A 24,983-nucleotide genomic window follows, 5' to 3' on the forward strand; every position below is an offset into this window, starting at 1 on the left:
GTCATTTTTGGTTGCAAATATTGTTTAAATAACAATCAATAATGCGCGGACTGACATATTTGTGTCACGCTTGTCATGCTAATGTAATAGGCGATGGTTTTCTAAAAAAGAGGGCTCGTTTATGTTGTCACGATACATGGGGATGAGCGTTAAGAGTCAGGCTTATTTGTTTACGTTTGGCTTTGGTTTAACTTTGCTTGGAATGTCGTTAACGGAAATGTGGCTACCAATGGTTGCTGGTGCAATCATTATGGCGGCTTTAAGCGTTGAGTCTTGGATTCGGGTATCCCACATCATTCCACTGCATAACGAAATTAGAGCGTTACAAAAACAGGTCAACAAACTGCAAGCGGAGTTACGCTCTGTAGAAAATCAAGATTAAGCAAAAGGCTGCCACGACATCCATTTATAAAGATGAATGTGTCATGGCAGCCTTTGTTTGTTTCCATTCTCGCTTTTTATTCCAAACCTTTCTTAATCAGGTACTGGTAAGGCAGCTCGTCTGTTTTTGATGACAATAACTGGTGGTCCATAAAGCGACAGAAACTTGGGATATCCCGAGTGGTTGATGGGTCATCCGCTTTTACCAGCAGCACTTCACCATCCTGCATAGTACGAATTGTCTTTCTGACCATCATTACAGGCTCAGGGCAGCGTAATCCTTCAGCTTCCAATACTTGATTGACACTGATGTTATCGGTGATTTCTGGATTGATACTCATAGCAAACCTAACGGATGTCACATTTAGGGCGTTGATAATACTGTTGGGGAAAAATTATTCAATAAACTCTTGGCAAATGAAACAATTTGGTTTAATTTAATTAACAAGTTGGTAACAAGTGAGCTGGAGGTTGTATGTTAACAGCGTTAGATAGACTGACCATCTATTCGGTTCTGTGTTTTATCTCTTTCTGCTCATTAGTTATTAGGACACCTGCTGAACCATCACTCATGCCACTACTTGGCGTGATTGCTTCAATCAGTGGTATCTGGCTTGAGATGCACCTGTGGCAAGGCTCATCTGAAGAACAGAAACATTAATTGTCATACTATGCTCTACGATATTCCGACACTATCCCCAGTTTTCTTGGGCTTCCCCGCTGAAAGGCGGGATTTTTTTTATTTATTGGTTACACTCAGAGTATCGTTATAAACCAGAGTGTTATTGTGGAATTAGAAGATGTTTATCGTCGGGATTTAAACTTACTTATTGCTTTACGAGTTCTGGTCGAAGAGTGCAGTGTCAGTCGAGCTGCTGAACGCCTCAATTTAAGCCAGTCAGCAATGAGCCGAGTGTTAGGGCGGCTGCGTAGTTTATTGGCTGATCCGCTTTTTACCCGTCAAGGTCAAAGTCTTATCCCGACAGAAAGGGCTTTAGCGATTAACTTAGCGCTAGGTGAACCTTTAGAATCTCTGCGTCAGGTACTTTCCCCTTTGGATTTCAATCCAACCTCCTGCGATCACACCTTCACGATTGCAACTACTGATTACGCAATGCAAACCATTTTGCCATTCGCTCTGCCTCGAATTTATAAAGAAGCGCCGAATGTCGCTTTTGAATTTTTGCCTCTTCAACATGAGCGATTGATGGATCAGCTCACTTATGATGGTGCTGATCTCGCTATTTGCCGACCTATTCGTTCGATTGAACCTTTGCGACACGAGATACTAGGAAGAGTAGGGGTTCTATGTTTGCTATCCAAACAACATCCGTTGGCGAACAGCACGATGAGTTTGCAAGATTATCTGCAGTATCCTCATGCAATGATAGCAATCAGTGATGGCGTGAAGGCGCTGATCGATCAGGCTCTTGAAGGTTGCCCTCCTCGTCATATGGTGTTGCGGGCTTATCATTTAGAAGCCGCACTAGCCATCATTGATATGATGCCTCTGATTATGACGGTGCCGGCGGATTTAGCTTATCTGGTTGCTGAGCGGTATGACTTGGTTGTTAAACCTTTGCCATTTCAGTTCACACCTTTTGACTACTCAATGATTTGGCATCCAAGATGCGAACATTCGCCAGCTCAGGAGTGGCTTAGAAGTATAGTGAAAGAAGAGTGTGGAAAGTTGATCGCTAAGCGTGTGGAAGATATGGGATTGGAATAAAAAGATAAGGCTCAGTGAGCCTTATCTTTCAATCTGTTACAGCTTAATCACGACACGACCAGTTACTTGGCCATTGGTAATGTCTTCAGCGTATTGTGCTGCTTTCTCAAGCGTAATCTCTGTGCACGCTTGTTCGAAGTAACTTGCTGGTAATAGTTCAGCCAATTTTTCCCATGCAGCAACACGTTTTTCAAACGGGCAGCTTACTGAATCCACACCTTGCAGACGAACGTTACGCAGAATAAATGGCATTACAGTGGTTGGAAGATCAAAGCCACCAGCAAGTCCACAAGCGGCAACAGCACTGCTGTAATCCATTTGCGCTAAAACTTTTGCTAATACCTTGCTACCAACCGTATCAACAGCACCAGCCCAAACTTGCTTCTCTAGTGGGCGTGCAGGTTCTTCAAACTCACTGCGGTTGATAATTTGGCTAGCACCTAATTTTTCAAGTAACGGACCGTTAGTTTCAACTCGGCCAGTAACTGCGGCAACTTTGTAGCCTAGTTGTACCAGTAGGGTAACAGCAACAGAGCCAACACCACCGCTTGCACCAGTTACCAAAATGGGTCCATGTTCTGGTTTGATTCCTGCGTCGATGAGAGCTTGAACACACAGCATTGCGGTAAAGCCGGCAGTACCAACCATCATGGCTTGTTTTGCCGAAAAACCTTGAGGAAGAGGTACTAACCAGTCTGCTTTAAGACGAGCTTTTTCTGCCATGCCGCCCCAATGATTCTCACCAACACCCCAACCAGTCAGAACAACAGCATCACCTTCTTTATAGCGAGAGTCTTCAGAGCTGATGACTTTGCCCGCGAGATCAATGCCCGGAACCATAGGGAAATTGCGGATTATTTTTCCTTTACCTGTAATGGCAAGACCGTCTTTGTAGTTCAGAGATGAGTAATCAACAGCAACAAGTACATCACCTTCCGGAAGTTGTGATTCATCAAGCTGTTCAATAGTCGCAATAGTTTGTTTTTCTTCTTGGTTTAGAGTTAAAGCCTGAAACATACAGTTTCTCCACAAAGGTTATCGGGTTATTGAGGACAGTCTAGCGCTGAAAGACTAATGAATTAAATGAAACTTTAGCATTAGATCTATGCATTTTAGTCATAGTCTATGTAAATGTTTTTAAACACAGAGTATAGACCAAGCGTTTTATCCCATGAGACAGCGGCATGTTTTGTTTTTACTTTATGCTGACTAAATTTATTTCCTTTTAAATGGTTTAAATACCATTAACAACTATCCTTTATGTTTGGCGTTAATTTCTTCGTTATTTTAACTTTTTGATTTTTAAGTGTTGGTTTGAAGTTCATGACTGATTTTATTTTTGGAGTTGTTTAATAGATTTCTCTTATTGATTAAATCGGTTTAAAGAATGTGATCATATTTCAGGCTACTCATATACTCATTGTTGAAATAACAAAGAGACATAAAACCTATTTCGAAATAGAGAACAATTAGCGTCTAGATAATAGGTTTTGGGTGTAAGAACGACAGACAGAACTTCGCTTTGAAAGGAGCATGCTCAATGGATAAGAAAGATCACAACTCTGCAGGAAAGTGCCCGGTGATGCATGGCGGCATGACATCAACGGGATCTTCGGTAATGGCTTGGTGGCCGAATGCTCTAAACTTGGACATCCTTCATCAACACGATAAGAAAACCAACCCACTTGGTGAAGACTTTAGTTACCGAGAAGAACTTAAAAAGCTTGATGTAGAAGCTTTGAAAAAAGACCTAACAGCATTAATGACAGATAGCCAAGAATGGTGGCCAGCAGACTGGGGTCACTACGGCGGTTTAATGATTCGTATGGCTTGGCACTCAGCAGGTAGCTACCGTACTGCGGATGGTCGCGGTGGAGCTTCTACCGGTAACCAGCGCTTTGCTCCTCTCAACTCATGGCCAGATAACGCGAACTTAGATAAAGCGCGTCGCCTACTATGGCCAATCAAGAAAAAATACGGCAACAAAATCAGCTGGGCTGACTTGATGATTCTTGCAGGTAATATTGCTTATGAATCAATGGGTCTAAAAACCTTTGGTTTTGCGTTCGGCCGTGAAGATATCTGGCACCCAGAAAAAGACATTTACTGGGGTTCTGAAAAAGAGTGGTTAGCGAAGAGTGGTGGCGAAGGTAGCCGTTACTCCGGTGAACGTGACCTAGAAAACCCTCTAGCAGCCGTAATGATGGGCTTAATTTACGTAAACCCAGAAGGTGTCGACGGAAAACCTGACCCACTAAAAACTGCGGCTGACATGCGTGTGACGTTCGCTCGCATGGCAATGAACGATGAAGAAACCGTAGCGCTAACGGCTGGTGGTCATACTGTGGGTAAAGCTCACGGTAACGGCAAAGCTGAAAACCTAGGTCCAGATCCAGAAGGTGCTGACGTTGAAGAGCAAGGTCTGGGCTGGAACAACCATAAATCACGAGGTATCGGTCGCGATACAGTGACAAGTGGTATCGAAGGCGCATGGACAACTCATCCAACACAGTGGGACAACGGCTTCTTCAAGATGCTACTAGAGCACGAGTGGAAACTGACTAAGAGCCCTGCAGGTGCATGGCAATATGAGCCAGTAGACATCGCTGAACAAGACAAACCAGTAGACGTTGAAGACCCATCAATCCGTTACAACCCAATGATGACGGATGCCGACATGGCACTGAAAGTTGACCCAGAATACCGTAAGATTTCTGAGCGTTTCTACCAAGATCCAGCGTACTTTAACGAAGTGTTTGCGCGTGCTTGGTTCAAACTGACGCACCGCGATTTAGGTCCGAAAGCAAACTATGTTGGTCCAGATGTACCTGCAGAAGATTTGATTTGGCAAGACCCTATTCCAGCAGGCGTAACTGGTTACGATGTTGAAGCGGTTAAAGCGAAAATTGCAGCAACTGACCTAACTGTTTCTGATTTGGTTTCAACAGCATGGGATAGTGCGCGTACTTTCCGTAACTCCGATCTACGTGGTGGTGCAAACGGTGCTCGTATTCGCCTTGCTCCACAAAACGCATGGGAAGGTAACGAGCCAGAGCGTCTAGCTCGAGTGCTTGCTGAATTAACTAAGATTGCACAAGAGTTTGGTATCAGCATTGCAGATACGATTGTTCTTGCAGGTAACGTTGGTATCGAGAAAGCGGTTAAAGCAGCCGGTTACGACTTTAAAGTACCATTTGCAGCGGGTCGTGGTGATGCGACAGCAGAACAAACCGATGCCGAATCATTTGATGTACTTGAGCCTGTCGCAGACGGTTTCCGTAACTGGCAGAAGAAACATTACACAGTGACACCTGAAGAAATGTTGCTAGACCGTGCTCAACTGCTTGGTTTGACAGCGCCAGAAATGACAGTGCTTATTGGTGGTATGCGTGTACTAGGTACTAACCACGGTGGCAGCAAACACGGCGTGTTTACAGACCGCGTAGGTACTTTGAGTAACGATTTCTTCGTTAACCTTACCGACATGGCATTTACTTGGAAACCAACGGGTCGTAACTCTTACGACATCTGTGACCGTAAGACTGACGAAGCTAAGTTCACTGCAACTCGTGCTGACCTAGTGTTTGGTTCAAACTCTGTCTTGCGCTCATACGCGGAAGTGTATGCTCAAGATGACAACCAAGAGAAGTTCGTAAAAGACTTCATCGCCGCTTGGACTAAAGTGATGAACGCAGACCGTTTTGATCTGAACAAGTAAGACTTAGAAATCGAAGTGTCATTAAAGCTCCTGCCATTGGTGGGAGCTTTTCTTTTGCGCCAAAGCCAAAACAAGCAGAAAAAGAAAAGCCATCGACTTTCGATGGCTTTCGTACTGAAGTTGCTATTTCGCTAAGAAGAAACGGTAAGACGGGTTGTCGGTTTCATCTTTACAGCGATAGCCCAGCTCAACCAGATGAGCAGAGAAACGTTCTAAATCAGATTGTTCAAGTTCAAAGCCACACAGTACGCGACCATAGTCAGCACCGTGGTTACGGTAGTTGAACAGACTGATGTTCCAGTGAGTACCGAGGGTACTTAAGAACTTAAGCAGTGCGCCCGGATATTCAGGAAATTCGAAGCTGTATAAACGCTCTTTCAATGGTTTCGATGGTTTACCACCAATCATATAGCGGGTGTGCAGTTTCGCCATTTCATCGTCAGAGAGATCCTGAACTGGATAACCAGAGTTATGCAATTCTTTGATGATGGATTGTAGCTCTTCCTGACCACCTACCAGACGAACACCGACAAAGATGTTTGCTAGTTCGTCATCGCTATAACGGTAGTTGAACTCTGTCACTGCACGGTTGCCAATGATTTGGCAGAACTTAAAGAACGCACCTTTCTGCTCTGGAATGGTGACCGCAAGTAAGCCTTCGCGTTTTTCACCCAATTCACAGCGCTCAGAAACATAACGCAGACCGTGGAAATTGGTGTTCGCACCCGATAGCACGGTTGCCAGCTTTTTATCTTTCAGTTGGTTTTTCTCGGCGAATTTTTTCAATCCAGCCAGAGCTAAAGCGCCTGAAGGCTCGGCAATTGCGCGAGTATCTTCAAAGATGTCTTTTACAGCGGCGCAGATTTCATCACTTGATACCGTGATATGACCGTCCAGATATTGCTGACATAAGCGGAAGGTTTCATCACCGATGCGTTTTACTGCCACACCGTCGGCAAACATGCTGACTTGGTCAAGTACTACAGGTTCACCTGCATCCAGAGCAGCTTTTAAACAGGCTGAATCTTCAGGTTCTACCGCAATGACTTTGATTTCCGGCATCAACTGCTTAACCAGTACCGCAACACCCGCTGCTAAACCGCCGCCGCCAACCGGGACAAAAATGTAATCGAGATGGCCGTTTTGTTGCAGCATCTCCATACCGATAGTGCCTTGACCTGCGATGACCAATGGGTGGTCAAAAGGTGGCACAAAGGTATAACCGTTTTCTACCGACAGACGCTCAGCTTCTGCTTTCGCTTCGTCAAAATTGCTGCCGTGAAGAATGACGTTGCCGCCAAAACCGCGAACCGCTTCAACCTTGATATCCGGTGTGGTGCGAGGCATAACTATGGTGGTTTTGATACCAAGTTTAGTCCCTGACAGCGCCATACCTTGAGCATGGTTGCCCGCAGATGCCGCGATAACCCCAGCGGCTTTTTGCTCTTCGGTCAGGTTCGCCACCATGTTGTAAGCACCACGCAATTTAAACGAGTGCACTGGCTGGCGGTCTTCACGCTTGATCTGCACTTGGTTACCGATACGAGCAGTCAGACGAGGCATATCTTGAAGTGGCGTGACATTTGCCACCTCATAGACAGGAGCGCGAAGGACTTGGCGCAGATAATCTGCGCCAGTTTGTTGGGTTAAGGTCATAAAGCTAGCCCTCTAGCTTAGATTTATCTCGCACCGCACCTTTGTCAGCACTGGTTGCCATGCTGGCATAAGCTTTTAGTGCAAAAGAAACTTCACGTTGACGATCAACCGGCTTCCAACCAAGTTTATCTTGTTCAGCACGGCGCTCAGCCAGCTCCTGCTCTGATACTTGTAGAGAAATAGTACGGTTTGGAATGTCGATTGAGATAGTGTCGCCCGCTTTTACTAGACCAATCGTGCCACCATTCGCTGCTTCAGGAGAAACGTGACCAATAGATAGACCAGAAGTACCGCCAGAGAAGCGACCGTCAGTTAATAGTGCACACTCTTTACCTAGACCCATAGATTTTAGGTATGTGGTTGGGTAAAGCATCTCTTGCATGCCCGGACCACCTTTAGGGCCTTCGTAACGGATAACGACCACATCGCCAGATTTCACTTTACCACCAAGAATGCCTTCAACCGCATCTTCTTGGCTTTCAAATACCACTGCTGGGCCTTCGAACTTGAGGATACTTTCATCCACACCTGCAGTTTTAACGATACAGCCGTCCAACGCGATGTTACCGCTAAGTACAGCTAGGCCACCGTCTTGGCTGAAAGCGTATTGTTTCTCACGGATACAACCTTCTTTACGGTCAACGTCCAGCGTGTCCCAACGGCAGTCTTGCGAGAAGGCTTTAGTTGTACGGATACCCGCAGGGCCTGCGCGGAAAAAGTCTTTTACCGCGTCCGAATTGGTTTGCATCACATCGTATTGGCTAAGCTGCTCTTCCATCGTTAAACCTAGCACCGTGTTGGTTTTAGCATGTAGCAAGCCAGCACGGTTGAGTTCGCCCAAAATACCCATTACGCCACCAGCGCGGTGAACGTCTTCCATGTGGTATTTCTGAGTTGATGGCGCCACTTTACACAGATGCGGAATTAAGCGAGACATGCGGTCGATATCGGTCATATCGAAATCCACGTCGCCTTCTTGAGCCGCAGCAAGCAAGTGAAGAACCGTGTTAGTTGAACCACCCATTGCGATATCTAACGCCATTGCGTTTTCGAACGCATCTTTGTTCGCGATATTGCGTGGCAGAGCGGTTACATCATCTTGCTCGTAGTAACGTTTTGTCAGTTCAACGATACGACGGCCTGCATTGAGGAACAGTTCTTTACGATCAGCATGCGTTGCAAGCATAGAACCGTTACCCGGTTGAGAAAGACCGAGAGCTTCTGTCAGACAGTTCATTGAGTTTGCGGTGAACATACCTGAACAAGAACCACAGGTCGGGCATGCAGAGCGTTCTATTTGCTCACTTTGCGCATCAGAGACTTTAGGGTCAGCACCTTGCATCATGGCATCAACAAGGTCTAGCTTGATGATCTGATCAGAAAGCTTGGTTTTACCGGCTTCCATTGGACCACCAGAAACAAATATCACCGGAATATTCAGGCGCATTGACGCCATTAGCATCCCCGGAGTGATTTTGTCACAGTTGGAGATACACACCATAGCGTCTGCACAGTGTGCATTCACCATGTACTCTACTGAGTCTGCGATAAGTTCACGAGATGGCAATGAGTAAAGCATGCCGCCGTGGCCCATTGCGATACCATCATCAACCGCGATGGTGTTGAATTCTTTTGCGATGCCGCCTGCGGCTTCAATTTCTGCGGCAACTAGCTGACCTAAATCTTTTAGGTGAACGTGACCCGGAACGAACTGAGTGAATGAGTTGACGACAGCGATAATCGGTTTACCGAAATCTTCTTCTTTGACGCCAGTGGCACGCCATAGTGCGCGTGCTCCAGCCATATTGCGTCCATGTGTTGTGGTGGCCGAACGGTATTTAGGCATGTTGTGTTTCCTTACCTTATTTCTTTATAAATTAGTGGCTTTAAGAACTAATGCTTTAAGCGCAAATTTGTTGTTGTAAATTGTTATTTGGCAGCTCGTCGTTTCTGATGTTGGTCACATCAACAGTGCGAACATCCCATAATTTTTCAATCTGGTTGGTCAAAGTTGTGATTGGTCTGTCGCTGTCGACAATAATCTCTACACTTGCAACCTTGCTTTCATGGTTTTGAGTTGCCGCTACTTGTCTAATGATAAAACCGCGGTGGCGAATAACACGCAGAACACGCTCAAGTAGTACTGGTTTATCGTCTGCTTTGATGTCTAACAGATATCTTTGCATGGTGAGCCTCTCTTAAGTGTTCTCTAGCATGTCATTGTTGGATGCGCCCGGTGGTACCAGCGGCCATACGTTTTCTTCTTCATCAATTAAGACATGAAGCAGATAAGCGGTTTTGCTTTCAAGCATCTCTTTTAATGCGGGTTCAACTTCTTCTTTCTTAGTGATGGTTTTGCCCGGAATATCGAAGGCTTTTGCCAGCATGACGAAATCTGGGTTGTCATCTAGGATAGTTTCACTGTGGCGACCATCGAAGAATAGTGATTGCCACTGACGAACCATACCCAAGCGTTGGTTGTTCAACAGAACCATCTTCACCGGAATTTTACGGCGTTTCAGAGTGCCAAGTTCTTGGACGTTCATCATGAACGAACCGTCTCCAGAAACCAGAATCGATTGGTCTTCTGGACGAGCGACAGCTGCACCCATCGCCGCAGGTAAACCAAAGCCCATCGTGCCTAGACCCGCTGACGAGATGAAGTTTTGTGGCATACGAGGTTGGATATGCTGTGCAGCCCACATCTGGTGTTGGCCTACGTCGGTAGAAACAATTGAGCTATCCGGCATCATGTCAGACAGTTGCTTCAATAGCAGTGGGGCATAAATAAGATCACCCGGATGGTCATAGCGCCATTTAAAGCCACTACGTAAGCTTTCACTGTGGTGAACCCAAGGAGCAATGTCGTGGCTCAGTTCTAGCTGAGGCAAGATACTGTTGATGTCACCACGCAGCGCAGCATTTGCTTTACGCAGTTTGTTGAATTCCGCTGCATCAATATCAATGTGAATGACTTTCGCGTGCGGAGCAAAAGTATCCAGCTTGCCGGTCACACGGTCATCAAAACGAGCACCGACAACGATCAACAAATCGCTTTCCTGAACGACTAGGTTAGCGGCTTTGGTACCGTGCATACCCAACATACCAAGGTAATGTGGGTCGTGGCGCTCGATGGTTCCCAAACCTTTCAGTGTGCTCACTGAAGGCATTGGGTTCAAACGTAAGAAGTTGCGCACGCAGTCGGTAGCATGAGCCAGTTGAACACCACCGCCGACATACAAAACAGGACGTTTGCTTTCTGTCATAAGCTGCTGAGCTTTGACTAACTGCTGAGGGTCAACTTGAGGAATCGCTGGTGGGGTAAAACTCGGTAGCGAAGTCACTGGTGCTTGACCAAGTTGCACATCTTTAGCGATATCAACGATAACAGGACCTGGGCGGCCAGTTTTGGCAACTTCAAATGCTTCTGCAAGTGTTGGAGCAAGCTCATTAATATCGGTAACGAGGTAGCTGTGCTTGGTACAAGAGAGAGACATACCTATCACATCCATTTCTTGGAAAGCGTCAGTACCAATGTGAGAGCTGGCGACCTGACCTGTGATAGCAACGAGTGGAACGGAATCTAGAAAGGCATCGGCAAGGCCGGTTACAAGGTTAGTGGCTCCAGGGCCTGATGTTGCCATACATACTGCTACGTCTTGAGTTGCTCTGGCCATACCGATGGCAGCCATTGCAGCACCTTGTTCGTGGCGACACAGTATGTGTTCTACTCCGCCATCATACAAAGCATCATAGATGGGCATGATGGCGCCACCCGGATAACCAAAAACGGTCTTGATACCCTGCTGTTTTAAAGCGGCTACGACTAGTTGCGCTCCCGTCATCGTATGCCTCCGTTATTGCGATTTGAATCGCTGTGATTGTTTGTTGTGTTGTGTTTGCACGTCATGTGCGCTCCCATTCTTCCTGACATATCAGATTAGGTATTAATCAGTATGTGCTTTTTATTCTGTCTAAGTATAAAAGTTGTAAAAAAGCCCCCGGACTTTTCAGTGCGGGGGCTTTTTGAATCTTGGCAATTATTTTACGCCTGCAAGTCCCCGCGCGGTCTTAATAATGACCACGATAATCAGGGTAATCAGAGAGTTAAAGCGGGCGTTCAAATTCATTATTTGCTCTAAAAAATCGTTTTAATAGTATGCGCAATTGTTTGCGTCTCTAGTGGTAACACACATCTCCGTTACATGACAAGCAAAAACTCATTCTTTTTTCACATTCTCGTTTTGAACTGCCACGATATATAACAATTGCTACTAGCCGATTGGAGACTCGATTGGCTGCTGAGTGATTGTTAATCAAAGAATAAGGGAAAAAATGGGACTCGCGATTATTCATAGCCGGGCAAGTGTGGGTGTGGAAGCACCTTCAGTGACAGTGGAAGTTCATATTAGTAACGGCATGCCGGGGTTCACTCTGGTGGGGTTACCTGAAACCACCGTAAAGGAATCAAGAGACAGAGTGCGTAGTGCCATTATCAATTCTCAGTTTGTGTTTCCAGCCAAAAAAATCACGGTCAACTTAGCTCCGGCTGATCTGCCCAAGGAAGGAGGAAGGTTCGATTTGCCTATTGCTCTAGGCATCTTGGCTGCTTCGAACCAAATTTCGCAAACCAGTTTGAATAAACACGAATTTATCGGTGAACTTGCTCTGTCGGGTGAGCTTCGTCGCGTAAAGGGAGTGTTACCAGCGGCGTTAGCGGCGTCGAAAAAGAGTCGTTGTTTGGTTGTTCCGCATTGGAATGGCGATCAGGCAGCTCTCGTAGACAGAAAGCTACATAAATCAGCGCAAACTTTACTGGAAGTGTGTGCAGACCTTTGTGGACACAAAACACTGAGCTTGTTTGAGAGTTCAAATATCGCACCAAGCGTACGCACTCAAAGAGACTTGCAAGATATTATCGGTCAACAACAGGGCAAGCGAGCTTTAGAAATTGCAGCGGCGGGTAACCATAATCTGCTGTTTTTGGGGCCACCCGGAACAGGCAAAACCATGCTGGCTTCGCGCTTGTGTGATTTATTGCCGCCAATGAGCGACGTTGAGGCGATGGAAACCGCCTCTGTCGCTTCTCTCACTCAGCAAGAGATTAATATTCACAACTGGAAGCAAAGGCCGTTTCGTTCGCCTCATCACTCCAGCTCGATGGCGGCGTTAGTGGGCGGAGGTTCTATTCCTCGTCCGGGAGAAATTTCTCTCGCTCACAATGGATTGCTGTTTCTCGACGAGATGCCCGAGTTCGAACGAAAAGTCTTAGACTCACTACGTGAACCTTTGGAATCTGGCGAAATCATTATTTCTCGCGTGCAAGGTAAGACTCGTTTTCCTGCCCGCTTTCAGCTGGTGGGGGCATTAAACCCAAGTCCGACGGGGTATCACGAAGGAGAGCAGGCGAGAGTTAATCCGCAGGTGATTTTGCGTTATTTGAGTCGCCTGTCTGGCCCATTGCTCGACAGGTTTGATATGTCGATAGAGATCCCCGCTTTACCGAAAGGCACGCTGTCTAATGGTGGAGACAGGGGAGAGCCTACGGCGATGGTCAAAGAGCGAGTGCTGCAAGCTCGTGAAATAATGTTAGAGCGAAGCGGAAAAGTGAATGCCTTGCTGCAAAGCCGAGAGATAGAGCAAGTTTGCCCTTTAACTAAGCCGGATGCTGAGTTTCTAGAAAATGCACTGCACCGTTTGGGGTTGTCTGTTCGGGCGTATCATCGCATCATCAAAGTCGCGCGTACGATTGCTGATCTACAGGGCGAGTTGCAGATAAATCGTGCTCATCTTGCGGAAGCATTGGGTTATCGTGCGATGGACAGGTTACTCAAACAACTTACTTCTCAGTCGATTAGCTAACAGAAATGGGTGATTGGTCGATGCGTATTAATAAGTTCTGGCTATGAGTACTCTGACCATTGCTGAACGATATTTTAAAAAACGAACAAACTTGTATAATTGGGCGCTTATTTTTTGTTCATTGAATTGAAGGCTCTGCGTTGTCTTATTTTTTGCTCATTATCAATGCATTATTGGTTATCGTTAATACGGCGATAAGCTCTCTGATCATCTGTGCAATTGCTGTCATTAAAGTTCTGTTGCCAACCCCGAAACTGAAAGCGCGAGCCACTCAGATGGCAGATAAAGCGATGTGGATGTGGGCGACGGTGAATGCGGGATTACTTGCTGTTTCAAATCCTGTGCAGTGGGATATTGAAGGGGGAGAAGACCTAAAGAAAGATGGCTGGTACTTGCTGATCAGCAATCATTTGAGCTGGACGGATATTGTTGTGCTGTGCTCGGTATTTAAGGATCGTATACCTATGCCGAAGTTTTTCTTAAAGCATCAGCTCCTGTATGTGCCTTTTGTTGGAATGGGTTGTTGGGCGCTTGATATGCCTTTTATGCGTCGTTATTCCCGTGAATATTTGCTTCGTCATCCGGAAAAACGTGGTCAGGATTTACAAACCACTCGCCGCTCATGCGAGAAGTTTAAGTTCCATCCGACCACAGTGGTTAACTATGTTGAAGGTACTCGTTTTGATACCCACAAGCAGCAAGCGGTACGTTCTTCTTATCAGCACCTTCTGCCGCCGAAATCCGGTGGTATGGCTTATACCTTAGCGGCGATGGGTGAGCAGTTTGAAAACATTATAGATGTCACTCTGGCGTATCCAGACAATTTAGAAAAGCCATTCCGAGACATGTTGATGGGGCGTATGAAAAGAGTTGTCGTGCGTGTTCGAGTATTGCCTGTTGATGAGAATGTTTCTGGCGATTATTTCAATGACAAGCCATATAAACGTCAGTTTCAGCAGTGGTTGGGGGATGTGTGGCAAGACAAAGATAAGATGTTGGAAGAGATTTATAAATCTTAATCAAAAACAAAAGGGAGCTTGAGCTCCCTTTCTTGTGTTTATTTCTTATTGACTAAGAAGTTCACCAACTCGAAGTATTCATCCAATGTTTTGATGCCTTGAGCCTGAACCAAGTAGTGGTTGTTCACGATTACGGAAGGTACACCGCTTAGACCACTTTCTTGGAACTGTTTGTCAAAACGACGAACCATAGAATCTACCGCAAAGCCGTTAAATGCAGCGTCGAACTTGCCGCCATCAATACCTTCATCAGTAAAGATCTGACGAAGCTCTTGATCGTCTTTTGGTGGCTTACGCAAGTTGTGAATACGATTGAACATGACAGGTATCATTTTATCTTCAACGCCTAGTGCAATCATAGTTGCGTAAGCTTTGCTCATTGATTTACCCATGTTACCGCCCATGAAAGATACGTGATTCTTTTGCAGTTTCACGCCTTCTGGCAGTTTGTCTTTTAGTTGGGCAATGATCGGCTCAAACGAATTACAGTGCGGGCAGTAAAAAGAGAAATACTCTACTACGTTAGGTTTTGAAGAAGGGGTTAGGTCGAGCTCTTTGTAGTGCACTCCTTCCTGAAAGTCTGTTGCGTAAGCCGAAAGGCTGAACATCAGGGTTGCAACTAGTGCAAACAATTTTTTCATTACGGACTCCATTTTTCCTTTTATAGGCAATAAATTAACATTGTGGCATCAGTGAGAGCGCAGGCTCGTCTAATGCTGAGATTTGTTCTTTGAATGACAGCACTTGGCTTTCCCAATATTTAGGATCGTTGAACCAAGGAAAGGCGATTGGGAATGCTGGGTCATCCCAACGTTTTGCCAACCAAGCCATGTAGTGCACCATTCGTAGACCACGAAGTGGCTCAATTAGTTTCAATTCCGAGACGTTAAAATCGCAAAACTCTTGGTAGCCTTCAAGCAAAATATCCAGTTGAACGAGCTTATCTTGTCTTTCACCGTTAAGTAGCATCCACAGATCTTGCACGGCAGGGCCATTACGAGCGTCATCGAGATCGACGAACATAGGACCGTCACGCCATAAAATATTACCGGGATGGCAGTCGCCATGGAGGCGGATGTTTGCATGTTTACTTGACCATTGCTGCTCGATTTTCTTGATCAGATAGTCTAGGTCATTAAAGAATACATTCTCTAAATGCATTGGAATGCACTGAGAGTTTTGTAGCAGCTCTCGAGGCTGGTATAGGTATTCTTCCAAGCTCAAAGTTGGTCTATGTTGGAAAGTTTTCTCAGAACCGATTTTATGAATTCGTCCTAAAAAGCGACCCACCCATTCCAATTGTTCTTCGTTATCGACTTCAAATTGACGACCACCGACACTATTGAAAAGTGCAAAGTCATAGCCTTGATAGTGATGAAGGCTAGCACCGTTGATGACCAGTGGTGGGACTAGCGGGATCTCCGCTTCTGCCAATTCGAGTGCAAATTCATGTTCTTCGCGAATTTGGTCGGCTGTCCAGCGTTCTGGACGATAGAACTTTACGACGAAGCGTCGTTTGTCTTCATCCACAAACTGATACACACGGTTTTCATAGCTGTTAAGAGCAAGAAAGCCTGATTCTGCACGAATACCGATGCTCTCTAGTGCGTACCACATGAGATCGGGAGTTAATGCGTCAAAGTGAAACGTTGCTTGAGTCATTGATTAAAAAGGGCTCATTACTGAGCCCTTTTCCTTTGATAATGATGAAGTCTATAGCTTCTTAATAAAGCGGCTTTCAACTTCTATCGTGAATTGGTTGGTATCGTCGCTGAGTATAAACTGAATTGTCGCAACAGGAGAACTTAAGCTATCCGGTTTGACACCTAAACTCATTGGTAGGTTGACCACTTCGCCCGGTTTCACCTGTACTGTTTGTTTACCATACCAAGTCACATCAGTGAGCCCTGAGACATCAAGTTGATAATCTTGGGTCTGTTGTGTTTTGTTGATGACTTTTAGCGTGTAGGTATTTTCTACTTCACCTGCGCTATTGGTTCTAAATAACTGGTTACGATCGCGAATCACGCTTAGACCAGCAGGGTCGACCGCGGCAATTTGAGCGACAAACAGCCCGCACATAACCAGTAACACTGCACCATAGCCAATCAGTTTTGGACGCATAACTTTGGTGTGTTTACCGGATAGACGATGCTCTGTGGTGTAGCTAATCAAACCTTTCTCATAGCCCATACGTTCCATCGTAGTATCACAAGCATCGATACAGGCACCACAGTTGATACACTCATACTGTAAGCCGTCACGAATATCGATACCAGTAGGGCACACCTGAACACACAAGTCGCAGTCAATACAGTCACCCAAACCTAGTGCTTTAGGATCGGCTTTGCGTGAACGAGGTCCACGTTGTTCACCGCGATCGGTGTTGTAGCCAACAATGAAGGTGTCTTTATCAAACATAGCAGATTGGAAACGAGCGTAAGGACACATGTGAATGCACATGATTGAACGCATCCAACCCGCATTACCATAAGTACAGATGGCAAAGAACAGAACCCAGAACACCGGCCAGAAAGTTGCATTTATAGTGAAAAAGTCGATAACTAGGTCGCGAATAGGCACGAAATAGCCAACAAAAGTGAAACCGGTGATTAACGCAATCGCAAACCAAGCAATATGCTTGAGCGTTTTACGCATCGCCAGTTTAGCCGTCATTTTGCCTTCATCTTGCTTACGACGTTTATTGGCGCTGCCTTCGAGCTTTTCTTCAAACCATATGTACATAAAGGTCCATACGGTTTGTGGGCAGAGGTAGCCACACCATACTCGTCCTAAGAATGTGGTCAGGAAGAACAGTCCGAATGCGGCAATCATAAACAGGAGTGCAAGCAAGGTTAAATCTTGCGGATAAAGTGTGGTGCCGAAAAAGTTGAACTGTTGGTTACCCATATCCAATAGAATAGCTTGGCGATCGCCGTAAGAGATCCAAGGTACCAATCCAAAAAGTAATAATAAGAACCAGCCACCATAGCGACGCAGTTTCTGGTAAGTGCCTTTACTTTCTCGAACGTATATCCCTTTGCTCGGGTTGAATCTGTCTCCTTCCTGACCTTTGTGGGTTTTGGGATTAAAGACTTTGGGAGTCACATCTTTAATGTCTATTTTGTCCTGACTCATGGAATATTCCTTTGGGCTTTTTGGTGCCGTTTCAAAATGACGGCACTCTCTGACATTGCTTTCCCCTTCCGCACTCAGTGAGAAGGATGAGTATTGTTTTAATAAGTGGGCGATTATAACGCCATCAACATTTTTATTTCTTTAAGGCAATCAATCTTTAACAACAAAATGTGTATTTCTGGTCAGTTATCAACACAAACTCGTTGCTAAAAAAACGGTGATAACAAAAAAGAGCGACATGAAAGTCGCTCCGTTCGATGAGTTTCTTAATCTTTGATGACACCACGAGCACGAAGCAGTGCGGTTTTAAAATCATCTTCGTAATCTTTCTTCAATCCGGGAATGACTTCATCTTTAGCGCTGTTACGCATTTTAAGGTGATAAATGAGAACATCGTCAGTGAGTTCTTCCAACTGACCTTTGTAACCCGCTTCGCCTGCTAATTTCACGATGAATTGTAGTAAGTTGCATTCAGAATCTTTTTGCCATTCAGGCTCAAGTAACTCCAGCAATTCTTCAATACGGTGACACTTCATAGCTTTCTCCACATTCTTTTAATGGTTTTAAGCTAAAGGTATCAAATGTAGGAAAAAGTAGAAAAGAAAAAAGCGCATATTGCTATTTATAAGCAATCTGCGCTTTTCTATATTAAGCAGCCTGTTCGACTTTTGTCTCTGGCGATGCAGTCAGTGCATTGGTCTCAACAAGAGTTTTTGCAGGTGCGAGCTTTTTCGCAACCGGCGCAGCAACGAAGCCACTACGACGACGCATTGCACTACGGTTTGTGTGCGAAAACCTGACAGTTGTTGGGCGCATTCATTTACCTAACAGTCAGGCATATCCATTGCCGATGTAATGGACCTAGGCAACTATGAGCTGCTCTTCTGGCACCGAGGTGTTTGAAGGATGGCTCCTTCTGGCAATCGCCAATCCACTTAAATTGTCTAGGAATAACGATATAAATAATATCGAAGTTAGATTAGCACCAAGTTTTCAATTGGTCGATAGTTAACCAGTCAATATGTTAAAAAAAATGAATTGATTGTGTGAGAACTGCAATTGAGTTTTTTTATTCATACGTTTTACTATGGAATGCGCTTTACTATGAATAGCGATAGAAGGAGGTGTGTATGTCGTTTCTCAAGAAAACCCTCGCAAGTTTTGGAATAGGTTCCGCAAAGGTGGATTCCGTTCTTCAACAAGAAGTACTTTATCCTGGCCAATCGGTGAAATTTACCGTCCATGTTTATGGCGGTTCGAGTGCGCAGGATATTGATAATATTGAATTAAAACTTTGCTGCCGCTATGTAGAAGAAGTATTCGAAGACAGTTCCAAACAGCAAGGTTCACGTAAGCGTAAAGAACATCGCACTTACGTTCTAGCGGATTGGTCGCTCCCGTATTCATTTACTATTCAGCCTGGCGAGACGCGCGATTTTGATGTTGAGATGGATGTGCCTTGGAACACCCCGGTGACTATTGGCGATGCCAAAGTTTGGTTGGAGACTGGTCTCGATATTGCGATGGCGCTTGATCCGACCGATAAAGATATTTTGACCGTTCGGCCTGATCCTTTGATGGATGGTATTTTTTCTGAGTTGGAAGAACACGGGTTGCGCTTACGCCAAGTTGAGTGTGAAGCTGCAAAAGGCTTTGCACTGCCATTTGTGCAAGAGTTCGAGTTTGTTCCGACCACTGGGCCTTTTCATGGTCGCTGGCGTGAGTTAGAAATTGTGGCTTACCGCGACAAGGACTCTTTGCAAATGTGGTTTGAAATTGATCGCTACCAAAGAGGGGCGACAGGCATGCTGGCGAGTCTTTTGGGTTTAGGAGAACTAAAACGTCAAATGACGATTACTAGCGGTGAATCACCACAAGCTGCTGGGACAAGAGTTCTTGAATATCTGGATTCTCACTCATAGTCGCTTAACTAAAAATTAACATTTCTAGCTTACAGTTGTAAGCTGAATGTGTCATAATCTGCCTACTGTCCTGTTCTATGTGGGTGTGGTATGTCAGTGAGTGAATACAGTGTGAAAGAAGAAATAGCCAATGCGATTAGTCATGGTATTGGCTTGATATTAGGTATTGTTGGCTTGGTTTTATTGCTGGTAAAAGCGGTAAACCATAGTGCAGATGCCCTGACTATTGCCAGCATGAGCGTATATGGTGGCAGCATGATCGCACTGTTTCTTGCTTCGACACTTTACCACGCCGTTCCTCATCAAAGAGCGAAACATTGGTTAAAAATCTTCGACCACTGTGCCATTTACTTATTGATCGCGGGTAGCTATACCCCTTTCCTGCTCGTTGGCTTACGCACTCCGCTTGCTTTTGGTTTGATGATAGTGATCTGGTCGATTGCTCTGTTGGGTATCGTCATGAAAATCGCTTTTGTGTATCGATTTAAGCGTTTTTCCCTGTTCTCGTATCTCGCAATGGGCTGGTTATCTTTGGTGGTTATTTACCAGCTAGCTTTGAATCTGGATGTGGGCGGTTTAACACTACTGGCGGCGGGTGGTGTGGTTTATTCACTGGGTGTGATTTTCTACGTAGCGAAGCGCATCCCATATAACCACGCGATTTGGCATGGCTTTGTACTAGCGGGCTGCGCTTGCCACTTCTTGGCGATCTATCTGTACGTAAATCCGATTTAGCGGGTTTCTAGGTTTGAAACCGTCGCAATAAGCTGATAGCTCTCTGCTTTCGGCACTTCAATTTCTATCACTTTGCCTTCTGCGGCTGTCTTTGGTCGCAGATAGGTGTCCGCCAGACGTTTTATAGATTGCCAAACCGTCGTTTCTTGCTCTGCAAGCTTTTTCCCCTGGCTGTCCAAAAGCTCTATCTTGAGTTGAACATTGATCACCGATAGCGAACTTTGGTTGGTGATAGCGGTTGGTAAAACGACCTTACCATTTTGGTAACTTGCGGTACCAATAACAATATCCACACCAGAGTCAGACAGTTGCAGGCTTGGTTTGCCGCTTTCAAGTACGAGTGTTGTCCCGCGTTGTGAAGAGATAATGGGCGCAGCTACAGCAAGGGCTGTTGCTTGATGAGTATTTTCAGGCTGAACATATTGCCAAGTAAAATCATCATTGAGCTGAACTTTACGTCCATCCTCTAGTTCGATGACTTGGCTAGCTGCTGCATTAGCAGTGATGGCAATTAAAGCGATTGCCACTGAAGTAGGGATACATTTCATGATTAGCGTCTCCAGAACGCTGGGAAGAATAACACCAGTATCGTCAAAATCTCTAAACGCCCCATCAGCATGCCAAAACTTAACACCCATTTTGCCGCATCCGGCAGTGGGGCAAAGTTACCCGTTGGACCAATGACTGTACCCATTCCCGGTCCGACGTTTGCAACTGCGGTTATCGACCCTGAAATACTGGTCACAGGGTCCAGTCCCATCGCGGATAAACAACCAGCAATTAAAATGATGGTGATAGCAAAGGTAAGACCGAAAGCAACCACGGAGCGGACAATATCTTCATTCACAGGGCGTTGGTTATAACGCTGAACGAAAACGCCATTTGGGTGAATCAGCCTCATCATCTGGTTTTTCAGTAAGGCGAAGCAGATTTGGAAACGGAAGATTTTAATACCACCCGCCGTCGAACCTGAACAGGCTCCCACCATCATAATAAAACCAAATAGCGTGGTTGGAAGTGCGCCCCAAGCCGTGAAGTCATCAAGCCCATACCCTGTGGTGGTGACCACGGAAACAATGTTGAACATGGATACGCGCAGAGCGTCCAGTACTGAGTAGCCATTGTTAAGATTGAGCCATGCCGCAACCACTAGACTTGCAACAATGAACAGCAGGAAGAACCCTTGTACCTGTGCATCCTTCAACAGCACCATAGGGCTACGTTTTCTCAACGTAGCCACAAACAGCAGGAATGGCAGTCCACCAAGGAACATAAACAGAGTAGCAATCCAATGAGCACCATTAGAGAAGTGATTCATTGAGCTGTCAGAAGTTGAGTAACCACCAGTGGACAGCGTGGTGAACGCATGGTTAATGGCATCAAATAAGCCCATTCCAGTCAGCATGTAGCCCATAATGCACAGCAGGGTCAGCACTAAGTAGACCGCAACGATGTTCTTCGCGACCGTTTTGGCTCGCGGGCTGCTTTTATCAGACCAGTCAGAAGACTCCGTTTGGAACAGTTTCATACCACCGACGTTGAGCATTGGTAGTACAGCTACCGCCATTACGATAAAGCCTACACCACCAAGCCATTGCAAAATCGAACGCCATAACAGGATGCTTAGCGCCATATCATCAAGCCCACTCAACACGGTTGAACCTGTGGTCGTTAAGCCAGACATGGTTTCGAAGTAGGCATCGGTAAAGCTGATGTGGTTGATGAAGACAAAAGGCAGTGCAGCGAACGCACTGGCAACCGTCCACACTAAACTGGTGATAAGGAACATGTCTCGCACACTGAGACGAAAATCGGATGTCCGGCCTATGGTCAAACAAATGAAAGCCACAATGTGTGTGATGATGACGGCTTGTGCGAAATCGAGGAATCCGCCTGTACCCGTTATGAATGCGACTATGGTTGGCACATACATAAACAGGGCTAGTTTTGAGAGAACTAACCCAACGACAAACAAAATGGGGCGTAAATTCAGCATAGTGACGCCGGCATCCTATAAGAAGAAAGGACTTGGCTGGAACAACGCTTCGACGTCCGGCACGTATTTCTTGTTCACAAGGAACATTACAACGTGATCATCCTGCTCAATAACCGTACGGTCATGGGCAATTAAAACTTCTTCGCCACGTACAATAGCACCAATGGTAGTACCCGGCGGAAGCTTAATATCACCTACTGCACGGCCAACAACTTTTGAGGTCGTTTCATCACCATGAGCGATGGCTTCAATCGCTTCAGCTGCGCCTCTGCGAAGAGAAGATACGTTAACAATATCTGCACGACGAACGTGAGTAAGAAGGGCTGAGATGGTCGCTTGCTGCGGAGAAATCGCCACATCAATTACACCACCCTGAACCAGATCGACGTATGCGCCACGCTGGATCAGTACCATTACCTTTTTCGCACCAAGGCGTTTTGCCAGCATCGCTGACATGATGTTGGTTTCATCTTCGTTGGTTAAGGCAATGAACACATCAACTTGGTCGATGTTCTCTTCAGTGAGCAGTTCTTGGTCTGCGGCGTCGCCACAGAAAACGATACTGTTCTCCAGCTCTTCGGAAAGTTGTTCCGCGCGGCTGTAGTTACGTTCAATCAGCTTAACGCTATAAGTGTGTTCAAGACGTTTTGCTAGGCTTGAGCCTATGTTGCCGCCACCAACAATCATAATTCGGCGATAAGGTTTTTCTAAACGCTGCAACTCACTCATGACAGAGCGAATATGGTTACTTGCTGCGACGAAGAACACTTCGTCATCCGCTTCAATGATGGTTGTGCCTTGAGGGCGGATTGGTCGACCTTGACGGAAGATAGCTGCAACGCGGGTATCAATGTGAGGCATGTGTTCGCGTAGCGCTGATAGCGCATTACCCACCAGTGGACCACCGTAATAGGCTTTTACCGCTACTAGGCTGACTTTCTCGTCTGCAAAGCTAACCACTTGTAGAGCGCCCGGGTATTGAACCAAGCGTTCGATGTAGCTTGTCACCAGTTCTTCAGGTGCGATTAGGTGATCGACGGGTACCGCGCCTGACTGGAACAACGCTTCTTTTTCAGCAAGATATTGAGGTGAACGAATACGGGCAATTCGGTTCGGGGTGTTAAACAGAGTAAAAGCGACTTGGCAGGCTGCCATATTGGTTTCATCGGTATTGGTTACCGCAACCAGCATATCTGCATCTTGTGCGCCTGCTTCTCTCAGTACGTCAGGGTGACTGGCATGGCCATTCACAACGCGTAAATCATATTTATCTTGCAGTTCTCTGAGGCGGTCACCGTTTTTATCGACAACAGTAATATCGTTGTTTTCGCCCACTAAGTTTTCGGCGAGTGTTCCGCCAACTTGCCCTGCACCAAGAATGATGATTTTCATACCTGTTCTCTTATTCTCTACTAATATCAAAGGCAGCCTGAGGCTGCCTTTGATTCAATAACTTACGCGTTTTTAACCATAACAGCGTAGTAGAAGCCATCCATATCTTGCTCACCAGGAAGGATTTGACGACCTGGTTGCTCTGGATCTGAACCAATCAGTTGCGCGTCAGCTGTACGCGCTAAAAAGTCTTTAACCTGCAGGACGTTTTCCTGAGGGGTAATTGAGCATGTTGCGTAAACTAACGTACCACCAGGCTTCAATTGTTGCCACATTACCTGCAATATTTCACGTTGTAGCTCGGCTAATGCATCAATATCATTCGCGCGGCGTAACCATTTGATGTCCGGATGACGACGAATGACACCTGTCGCAGAACATGGAGCATCGAGCAAAATACGATCAAATTGTCCGCCTTGCCACCAATGTTGCGGATAACGTGCATCACCACAAATAACATCGGCCTTCAGATTTAAACGTTCTAGGTTGTCGTGCACTCGATTCAGTCGTGTCGCATCGCTATCAAGTGCAACCACTTCTGTATCTTCGGTATGTTCCAAAATATGCGCAGTTTTACCACCCGGCGCCGCACAACAGTCTAGAATCAGTTCACCTTCTTTTGGTTGAAGGTAATCAATCGCCAATTGTGCTGCTGCATCTTGTACCGATACCCAGCCTTTTTCAAAGCCCGGAAGTAAAGTGACATCACAAGGTGTAGTCAGTTTGATCGCATCTGCTGCTTCTGGGTGAAGAGTGTATTCAATCTCCGCCTCGTCCAGAAGGATTTGGTATTCATCGCGAGTATGATGCTGGCGGTTCACACGCAACCACATTGGAGCTTTGCTGTTGTTCGCTTCTACGATTGCTTCCCATTGCTCTGGGTAGCTCTCTTGCAGCATTTTAAGAATCCAATTTGGGTGACCATATTTACCCGCGTTGTGACTAACTGCGAATTGGTCCAGCTCTTCTTGGTTGCGCAGATAATTACGCAATACAGCGTTAATGAGTCCACTTAGGTTTTCACCACGCAGAGTTTTTGTTCCTTCCACTGTATCAGCAACCGCTGCGTGAGAAGGAATGCGCATGAAACCTAATTGATAAAGCCCGACCAGAATCAGGTGGTGAAAAACGCGCTTTTTACCCTTGAGAGGGTTCTCCATCAGCTCATTGGCAATAGACTCTAAACGAGGGAGATAACGTAGAGCGCCGTAGCAAATCTCTTGCAATAGTGCATGATCTCTCGGGCGAATGGTTTTTTGAGCTGCTGGAAGAGCGTGAGAAAGTGAATGACCTTTGTCGACCACTTGGAAAAGGACGTTAGCAGCTGCTGCGCGAACATTCATGGTGAAACCCTTAAAATTCAATAGGGACATCTCTGCCCCTGTGATTAATGTACTTTGCCCATCCTGTGTAATATCAGGTCTGGGTTATATCT

At 45.8% G+C, this 24,983-nt stretch carries 23 protein-coding genes; 8 read left to right on the plus strand and 15 right to left on the minus strand.

All coding sequences use genetic code 11. The features are described from left to right. Positions 1-121 precede the first annotated feature (121 nt). A complete protein-coding gene (locus AAGA51_RS00055; RefSeq protein ID WP_042489486.1) occupies positions 122-382 on the plus strand; it encodes a hypothetical protein in 261 nt (86 codons plus the stop codon). Between the two features lie 76 nt (positions 383-458). Here AAGA51_RS00055 and tusA read toward each other — a convergent pair whose 3' ends face one another. Beyond that, positions 459-722 (minus strand): sulfurtransferase TusA, encoded by a 264-nt coding sequence (gene tusA / locus AAGA51_RS00060; protein WP_042489484.1) that lies wholly within the window; start codon positions 720-722, stop codon positions 459-461. Between the two features lie 134 nt (positions 723-856). Between tusA and AAGA51_RS00065 the strand changes: the two genes are divergently transcribed. Together AAGA51_RS00065 and AAGA51_RS00070 are read left to right on the plus strand one after the other, a co-directional pair. After that, a complete protein-coding gene (locus AAGA51_RS00065) occupies positions 857-1,042 on the plus strand; it encodes a hypothetical protein (protein WP_042489480.1) in 186 nt (61 codons plus the stop codon). 126 nt (positions 1,043-1,168) lie between these two features. Continuing rightward, entirely contained in the window at positions 1,169-2,110 is a 942-nt protein-coding gene (locus AAGA51_RS00070) for a LysR family transcriptional regulator (RefSeq protein WP_042489476.1), read from the plus strand. A 36-nt stretch (positions 2,111-2,146) separates the two neighbouring features. Here the strand turns inward: AAGA51_RS00070 and AAGA51_RS00075 are convergent, their stop codons facing one another. Continuing rightward, positions 2,147-3,127, minus strand: coding sequence for an MDR family oxidoreductase (locus AAGA51_RS00075; protein ID WP_042489474.1), 981 nt, complete (start codon positions 3,125-3,127; stop codon positions 2,147-2,149). A gap of 523 nt (positions 3,128-3,650) precedes the next feature. Here AAGA51_RS00075 and katG point away from each other — a divergent pair. Beyond that, positions 3,651-5,828 carry a catalase/peroxidase HPI gene (gene katG, locus AAGA51_RS00080; protein WP_042489470.1) on the plus strand — a complete coding sequence of 726 codons (2,178 nt, stop codon included), beginning with the start codon at positions 3,651-3,653 and terminating at the stop codon, positions 5,826-5,828. Between the two features lie 123 nt (positions 5,829-5,951). On the opposite strand, the gene ilvA is transcribed toward katG, so the two are convergent. The 4 genes from ilvA to ilvG are packed head-to-tail and all read right to left on the minus strand — an operon-like array spanning position 5,952 to position 11,329. Beyond that, positions 5,952-7,484 carry a threonine ammonia-lyase, biosynthetic gene (gene ilvA / locus AAGA51_RS00085; RefSeq protein WP_042489467.1) on the minus strand — a complete coding sequence of 511 codons (1,533 nt, stop codon included), beginning with the start codon at positions 7,482-7,484 and terminating at the stop codon, positions 5,952-5,954. 4 nt (positions 7,485-7,488) lie between these two features. Beyond that, complete coding sequence (gene ilvD / locus AAGA51_RS00090) at positions 7,489-9,330, minus strand: dihydroxy-acid dehydratase (protein ID WP_042489464.1); 1,842 nt, start codon at positions 9,328-9,330, stop codon at positions 7,489-7,491. 55 nt (positions 9,331-9,385) lie between these two features. Continuing rightward, a complete protein-coding gene (gene ilvM, locus AAGA51_RS00095) occupies positions 9,386-9,670 on the minus strand; it encodes an acetolactate synthase 2 small subunit (protein WP_042489461.1) in 285 nt (94 codons plus the stop codon). A gap of 12 nt (positions 9,671-9,682) precedes the next feature. After that, complete coding sequence (ilvG, locus tag AAGA51_RS00100) at positions 9,683-11,329, minus strand: acetolactate synthase 2 catalytic subunit (protein ID WP_042489459.1); 1,647 nt, start codon at positions 11,327-11,329, stop codon at positions 9,683-9,685. A 490-nt stretch (positions 11,330-11,819) separates the two neighbouring features. Between ilvG and AAGA51_RS00105 the strand changes: the two genes are divergently transcribed. After that, complete coding sequence (locus AAGA51_RS00105; RefSeq protein ID WP_042489456.1) at positions 11,820-13,346, plus strand: YifB family Mg chelatase-like AAA ATPase; 1,527 nt, start codon at positions 11,820-11,822, stop codon at positions 13,344-13,346. 140 nt (positions 13,347-13,486) lie between these two features. Next, complete coding sequence (locus AAGA51_RS00110) at positions 13,487-14,365, plus strand: acyltransferase (RefSeq protein ID WP_081878772.1); 879 nt, start codon at positions 13,487-13,489, stop codon at positions 14,363-14,365. 38 nt (positions 14,366-14,403) lie between these two features. On the opposite strand, the gene AAGA51_RS00115 is transcribed toward AAGA51_RS00110, so the two are convergent. From AAGA51_RS00115 to AAGA51_RS00135, 5 genes are all read right to left on the minus strand, one after another. After that, entirely contained in the window at positions 14,404-15,006 is a 603-nt protein-coding gene (locus AAGA51_RS00115; RefSeq protein WP_042489451.1) for a thiol:disulfide interchange protein DsbA/DsbL, read from the minus strand. A gap of 34 nt (positions 15,007-15,040) precedes the next feature. After that, positions 15,041-16,027: a serine/threonine protein kinase gene (locus AAGA51_RS00120; RefSeq protein WP_042489448.1), complete on the minus strand. Its 987-nt coding sequence runs from the start codon at positions 16,025-16,027 to the stop codon at positions 15,041-15,043. Between the two features lie 51 nt (positions 16,028-16,078). Beyond that, the gene (gene ccoG, locus AAGA51_RS00125) at positions 16,079-17,503 is read right to left on the minus strand and encodes a cytochrome c oxidase accessory protein CcoG (RefSeq protein ID WP_042489445.1); all 1,425 of its coding nucleotides are present in this window, start codon (positions 17,501-17,503) and stop codon (positions 16,079-16,081) included. A gap of 266 nt (positions 17,504-17,769) precedes the next feature. Then, the gene (locus tag AAGA51_RS00130) at positions 17,770-18,039 is read right to left on the minus strand and encodes a YihD family protein (RefSeq protein WP_042489442.1); all 270 of its coding nucleotides are present in this window, start codon (positions 18,037-18,039) and stop codon (positions 17,770-17,772) included. A gap of 112 nt (positions 18,040-18,151) precedes the next feature. Beyond that, positions 18,152-18,319, minus strand: a complete 168-nt coding sequence (locus AAGA51_RS00135) for a hypothetical protein (RefSeq protein WP_102955528.1) — start codon at positions 18,317-18,319, stop codon at positions 18,152-18,154. 314 nt (positions 18,320-18,633) lie between these two features. Here AAGA51_RS00135 and AAGA51_RS00140 point away from each other — a divergent pair, with 314 nt between their 5' ends. Together AAGA51_RS00140 and trhA are read left to right on the plus strand one after the other, a co-directional pair. Continuing rightward, the gene (locus AAGA51_RS00140) at positions 18,634-19,425 is read left to right on the plus strand and encodes a sporulation protein (protein ID WP_042489439.1); all 792 of its coding nucleotides are present in this window, start codon (positions 18,634-18,636) and stop codon (positions 19,423-19,425) included. Positions 19,426-19,515: 90 nt separating this feature from the next. Beyond that, on the plus strand, positions 19,516-20,160 hold the full coding sequence (gene trhA / locus AAGA51_RS00145; protein ID WP_042489437.1) for a PAQR family membrane homeostasis protein TrhA: 645 nt from the start codon (positions 19,516-19,518) through the stop codon (positions 20,158-20,160). Here the strand turns inward: trhA and AAGA51_RS00150 are convergent. The 4 genes from AAGA51_RS00150 to rsmB all read right to left on the minus strand — a co-directional run bounded on the left by AAGA51_RS00150 (position 20,157) and on the right by rsmB (position 24,891). Continuing rightward, entirely contained in the window at positions 20,157-20,708 is a 552-nt protein-coding gene (locus AAGA51_RS00150; RefSeq protein ID WP_042489434.1) for a DUF3157 family protein, read from the minus strand. The two genes, trhA and AAGA51_RS00150, sit on opposite strands and share 4 nt — an antisense overlap. A 2-nt stretch (positions 20,709-20,710) precedes the next feature. Further along, positions 20,711-22,156, minus strand: a complete 1,446-nt coding sequence (locus AAGA51_RS00155) for a TrkH family potassium uptake protein (RefSeq protein WP_042489431.1) — start codon at positions 22,154-22,156, stop codon at positions 20,711-20,713. A gap of 15 nt (positions 22,157-22,171) precedes the next feature. Continuing rightward, positions 22,172-23,548, minus strand: a complete 1,377-nt coding sequence (trkA, locus tag AAGA51_RS00160) for a Trk system potassium transporter TrkA (RefSeq protein ID WP_042489427.1) — start codon at positions 23,546-23,548, stop codon at positions 22,172-22,174. A gap of 62 nt (positions 23,549-23,610) precedes the next feature. Next, positions 23,611-24,891 carry a 16S rRNA (cytosine(967)-C(5))-methyltransferase RsmB gene (gene rsmB, locus AAGA51_RS00165; RefSeq protein ID WP_042489424.1) on the minus strand — a complete coding sequence of 427 codons (1,281 nt, stop codon included), beginning with the start codon at positions 24,889-24,891 and terminating at the stop codon, positions 23,611-23,613. Positions 24,892-24,983: the final 92 nt, after the last annotated feature.

Source organism: Vibrio diazotrophicus, from assembly GCF_038452265.1.
GTDB classification, from domain to species: Bacteria; Pseudomonadota; Gammaproteobacteria; order Enterobacterales; family Vibrionaceae; genus Vibrio; species Vibrio diazotrophicus.

What these genes read in the sequence shown, in the direction of transcription:
- AAGA51_RS00055 (WP_042489486.1), top strand. Translation starts at nt 122, where the DNA reads ATGTTGTCACGATACATGGGGATGAGCGTTAAGAGTCAGGCTTATTTG.
- tusA (WP_042489484.1), bottom strand. Translation starts at nt 722, where the DNA reads ATGAGTATCAATCCAGAAATCACCGATAACATCAGTGTCAATCAAGTA.
- AAGA51_RS00065 (WP_042489480.1), top strand. Translation starts at nt 857, where the DNA reads ATGTTAACAGCGTTAGATAGACTGACCATCTATTCGGTTCTGTGTTTT.
- AAGA51_RS00075 (WP_042489474.1), bottom strand. Translation starts at nt 3,127, where the DNA reads ATGTTTCAGGCTTTAACTCTAAACCAAGAAGAAAAACAAACTATTGCG.
- katG (WP_042489470.1), top strand. Translation starts at nt 3,651, where the DNA reads ATGGATAAGAAAGATCACAACTCTGCAGGAAAGTGCCCGGTGATGCAT.
- ilvA (WP_042489467.1), bottom strand. Translation starts at nt 7,484, where the DNA reads ATGACCTTAACCCAACAAACTGGCGCAGATTATCTGCGCCAAGTCCTT.
- ilvD (WP_042489464.1), bottom strand. Translation starts at nt 9,330, where the DNA reads ATGCCTAAATACCGTTCGGCCACCACAACACATGGACGCAATATGGCT.
- ilvM (WP_042489461.1), bottom strand. Translation starts at nt 9,670, where the DNA reads ATGCAAAGATATCTGTTAGACATCAAAGCAGACGATAAACCAGTACTA.
- ilvG (WP_042489459.1), bottom strand. Translation starts at nt 11,329, where the DNA reads ATGACGGGAGCGCAACTAGTCGTAGCCGCTTTAAAACAGCAGGGTATC.
- AAGA51_RS00105 (WP_042489456.1), top strand. Translation starts at nt 11,820, where the DNA reads ATGGGACTCGCGATTATTCATAGCCGGGCAAGTGTGGGTGTGGAAGCA.
- AAGA51_RS00115 (WP_042489451.1), bottom strand. Translation starts at nt 15,006, where the DNA reads ATGAAAAAATTGTTTGCACTAGTTGCAACCCTGATGTTCAGCCTTTCG.
- AAGA51_RS00120 (WP_042489448.1), bottom strand. Translation starts at nt 16,027, where the DNA reads ATGACTCAAGCAACGTTTCACTTTGACGCATTAACTCCCGATCTCATG.
- ccoG (WP_042489445.1), bottom strand. Translation starts at nt 17,503, where the DNA reads ATGAGTCAGGACAAAATAGACATTAAAGATGTGACTCCCAAAGTCTTT.
- AAGA51_RS00130 (WP_042489442.1), bottom strand. Translation starts at nt 18,039, where the DNA reads ATGAAGTGTCACCGTATTGAAGAATTGCTGGAGTTACTTGAGCCTGAA.
- AAGA51_RS00135 (WP_102955528.1), bottom strand. Translation starts at nt 18,319, where the DNA reads ATGCGCCCAACAACTGTCAGGTTTTCGCACACAAACCGTAGTGCAATG.
- AAGA51_RS00140 (WP_042489439.1), top strand. Translation starts at nt 18,634, where the DNA reads ATGTCGTTTCTCAAGAAAACCCTCGCAAGTTTTGGAATAGGTTCCGCA.
- trhA (WP_042489437.1), top strand. Translation starts at nt 19,516, where the DNA reads ATGTCAGTGAGTGAATACAGTGTGAAAGAAGAAATAGCCAATGCGATT.
- AAGA51_RS00150 (WP_042489434.1), bottom strand. Translation starts at nt 20,708, where the DNA reads ATGAAATGTATCCCTACTTCAGTGGCAATCGCTTTAATTGCCATCACT.
- AAGA51_RS00155 (WP_042489431.1), bottom strand. Translation starts at nt 22,156, where the DNA reads ATGCTGAATTTACGCCCCATTTTGTTTGTCGTTGGGTTAGTTCTCTCA.
- trkA (WP_042489427.1), bottom strand. Translation starts at nt 23,548, where the DNA reads ATGAAAATCATCATTCTTGGTGCAGGGCAAGTTGGCGGAACACTCGCC.
- rsmB (WP_042489424.1), bottom strand. Translation starts at nt 24,891, where the DNA reads ATGAATGTTCGCGCAGCAGCTGCTAACGTCCTTTTCCAAGTGGTCGAC.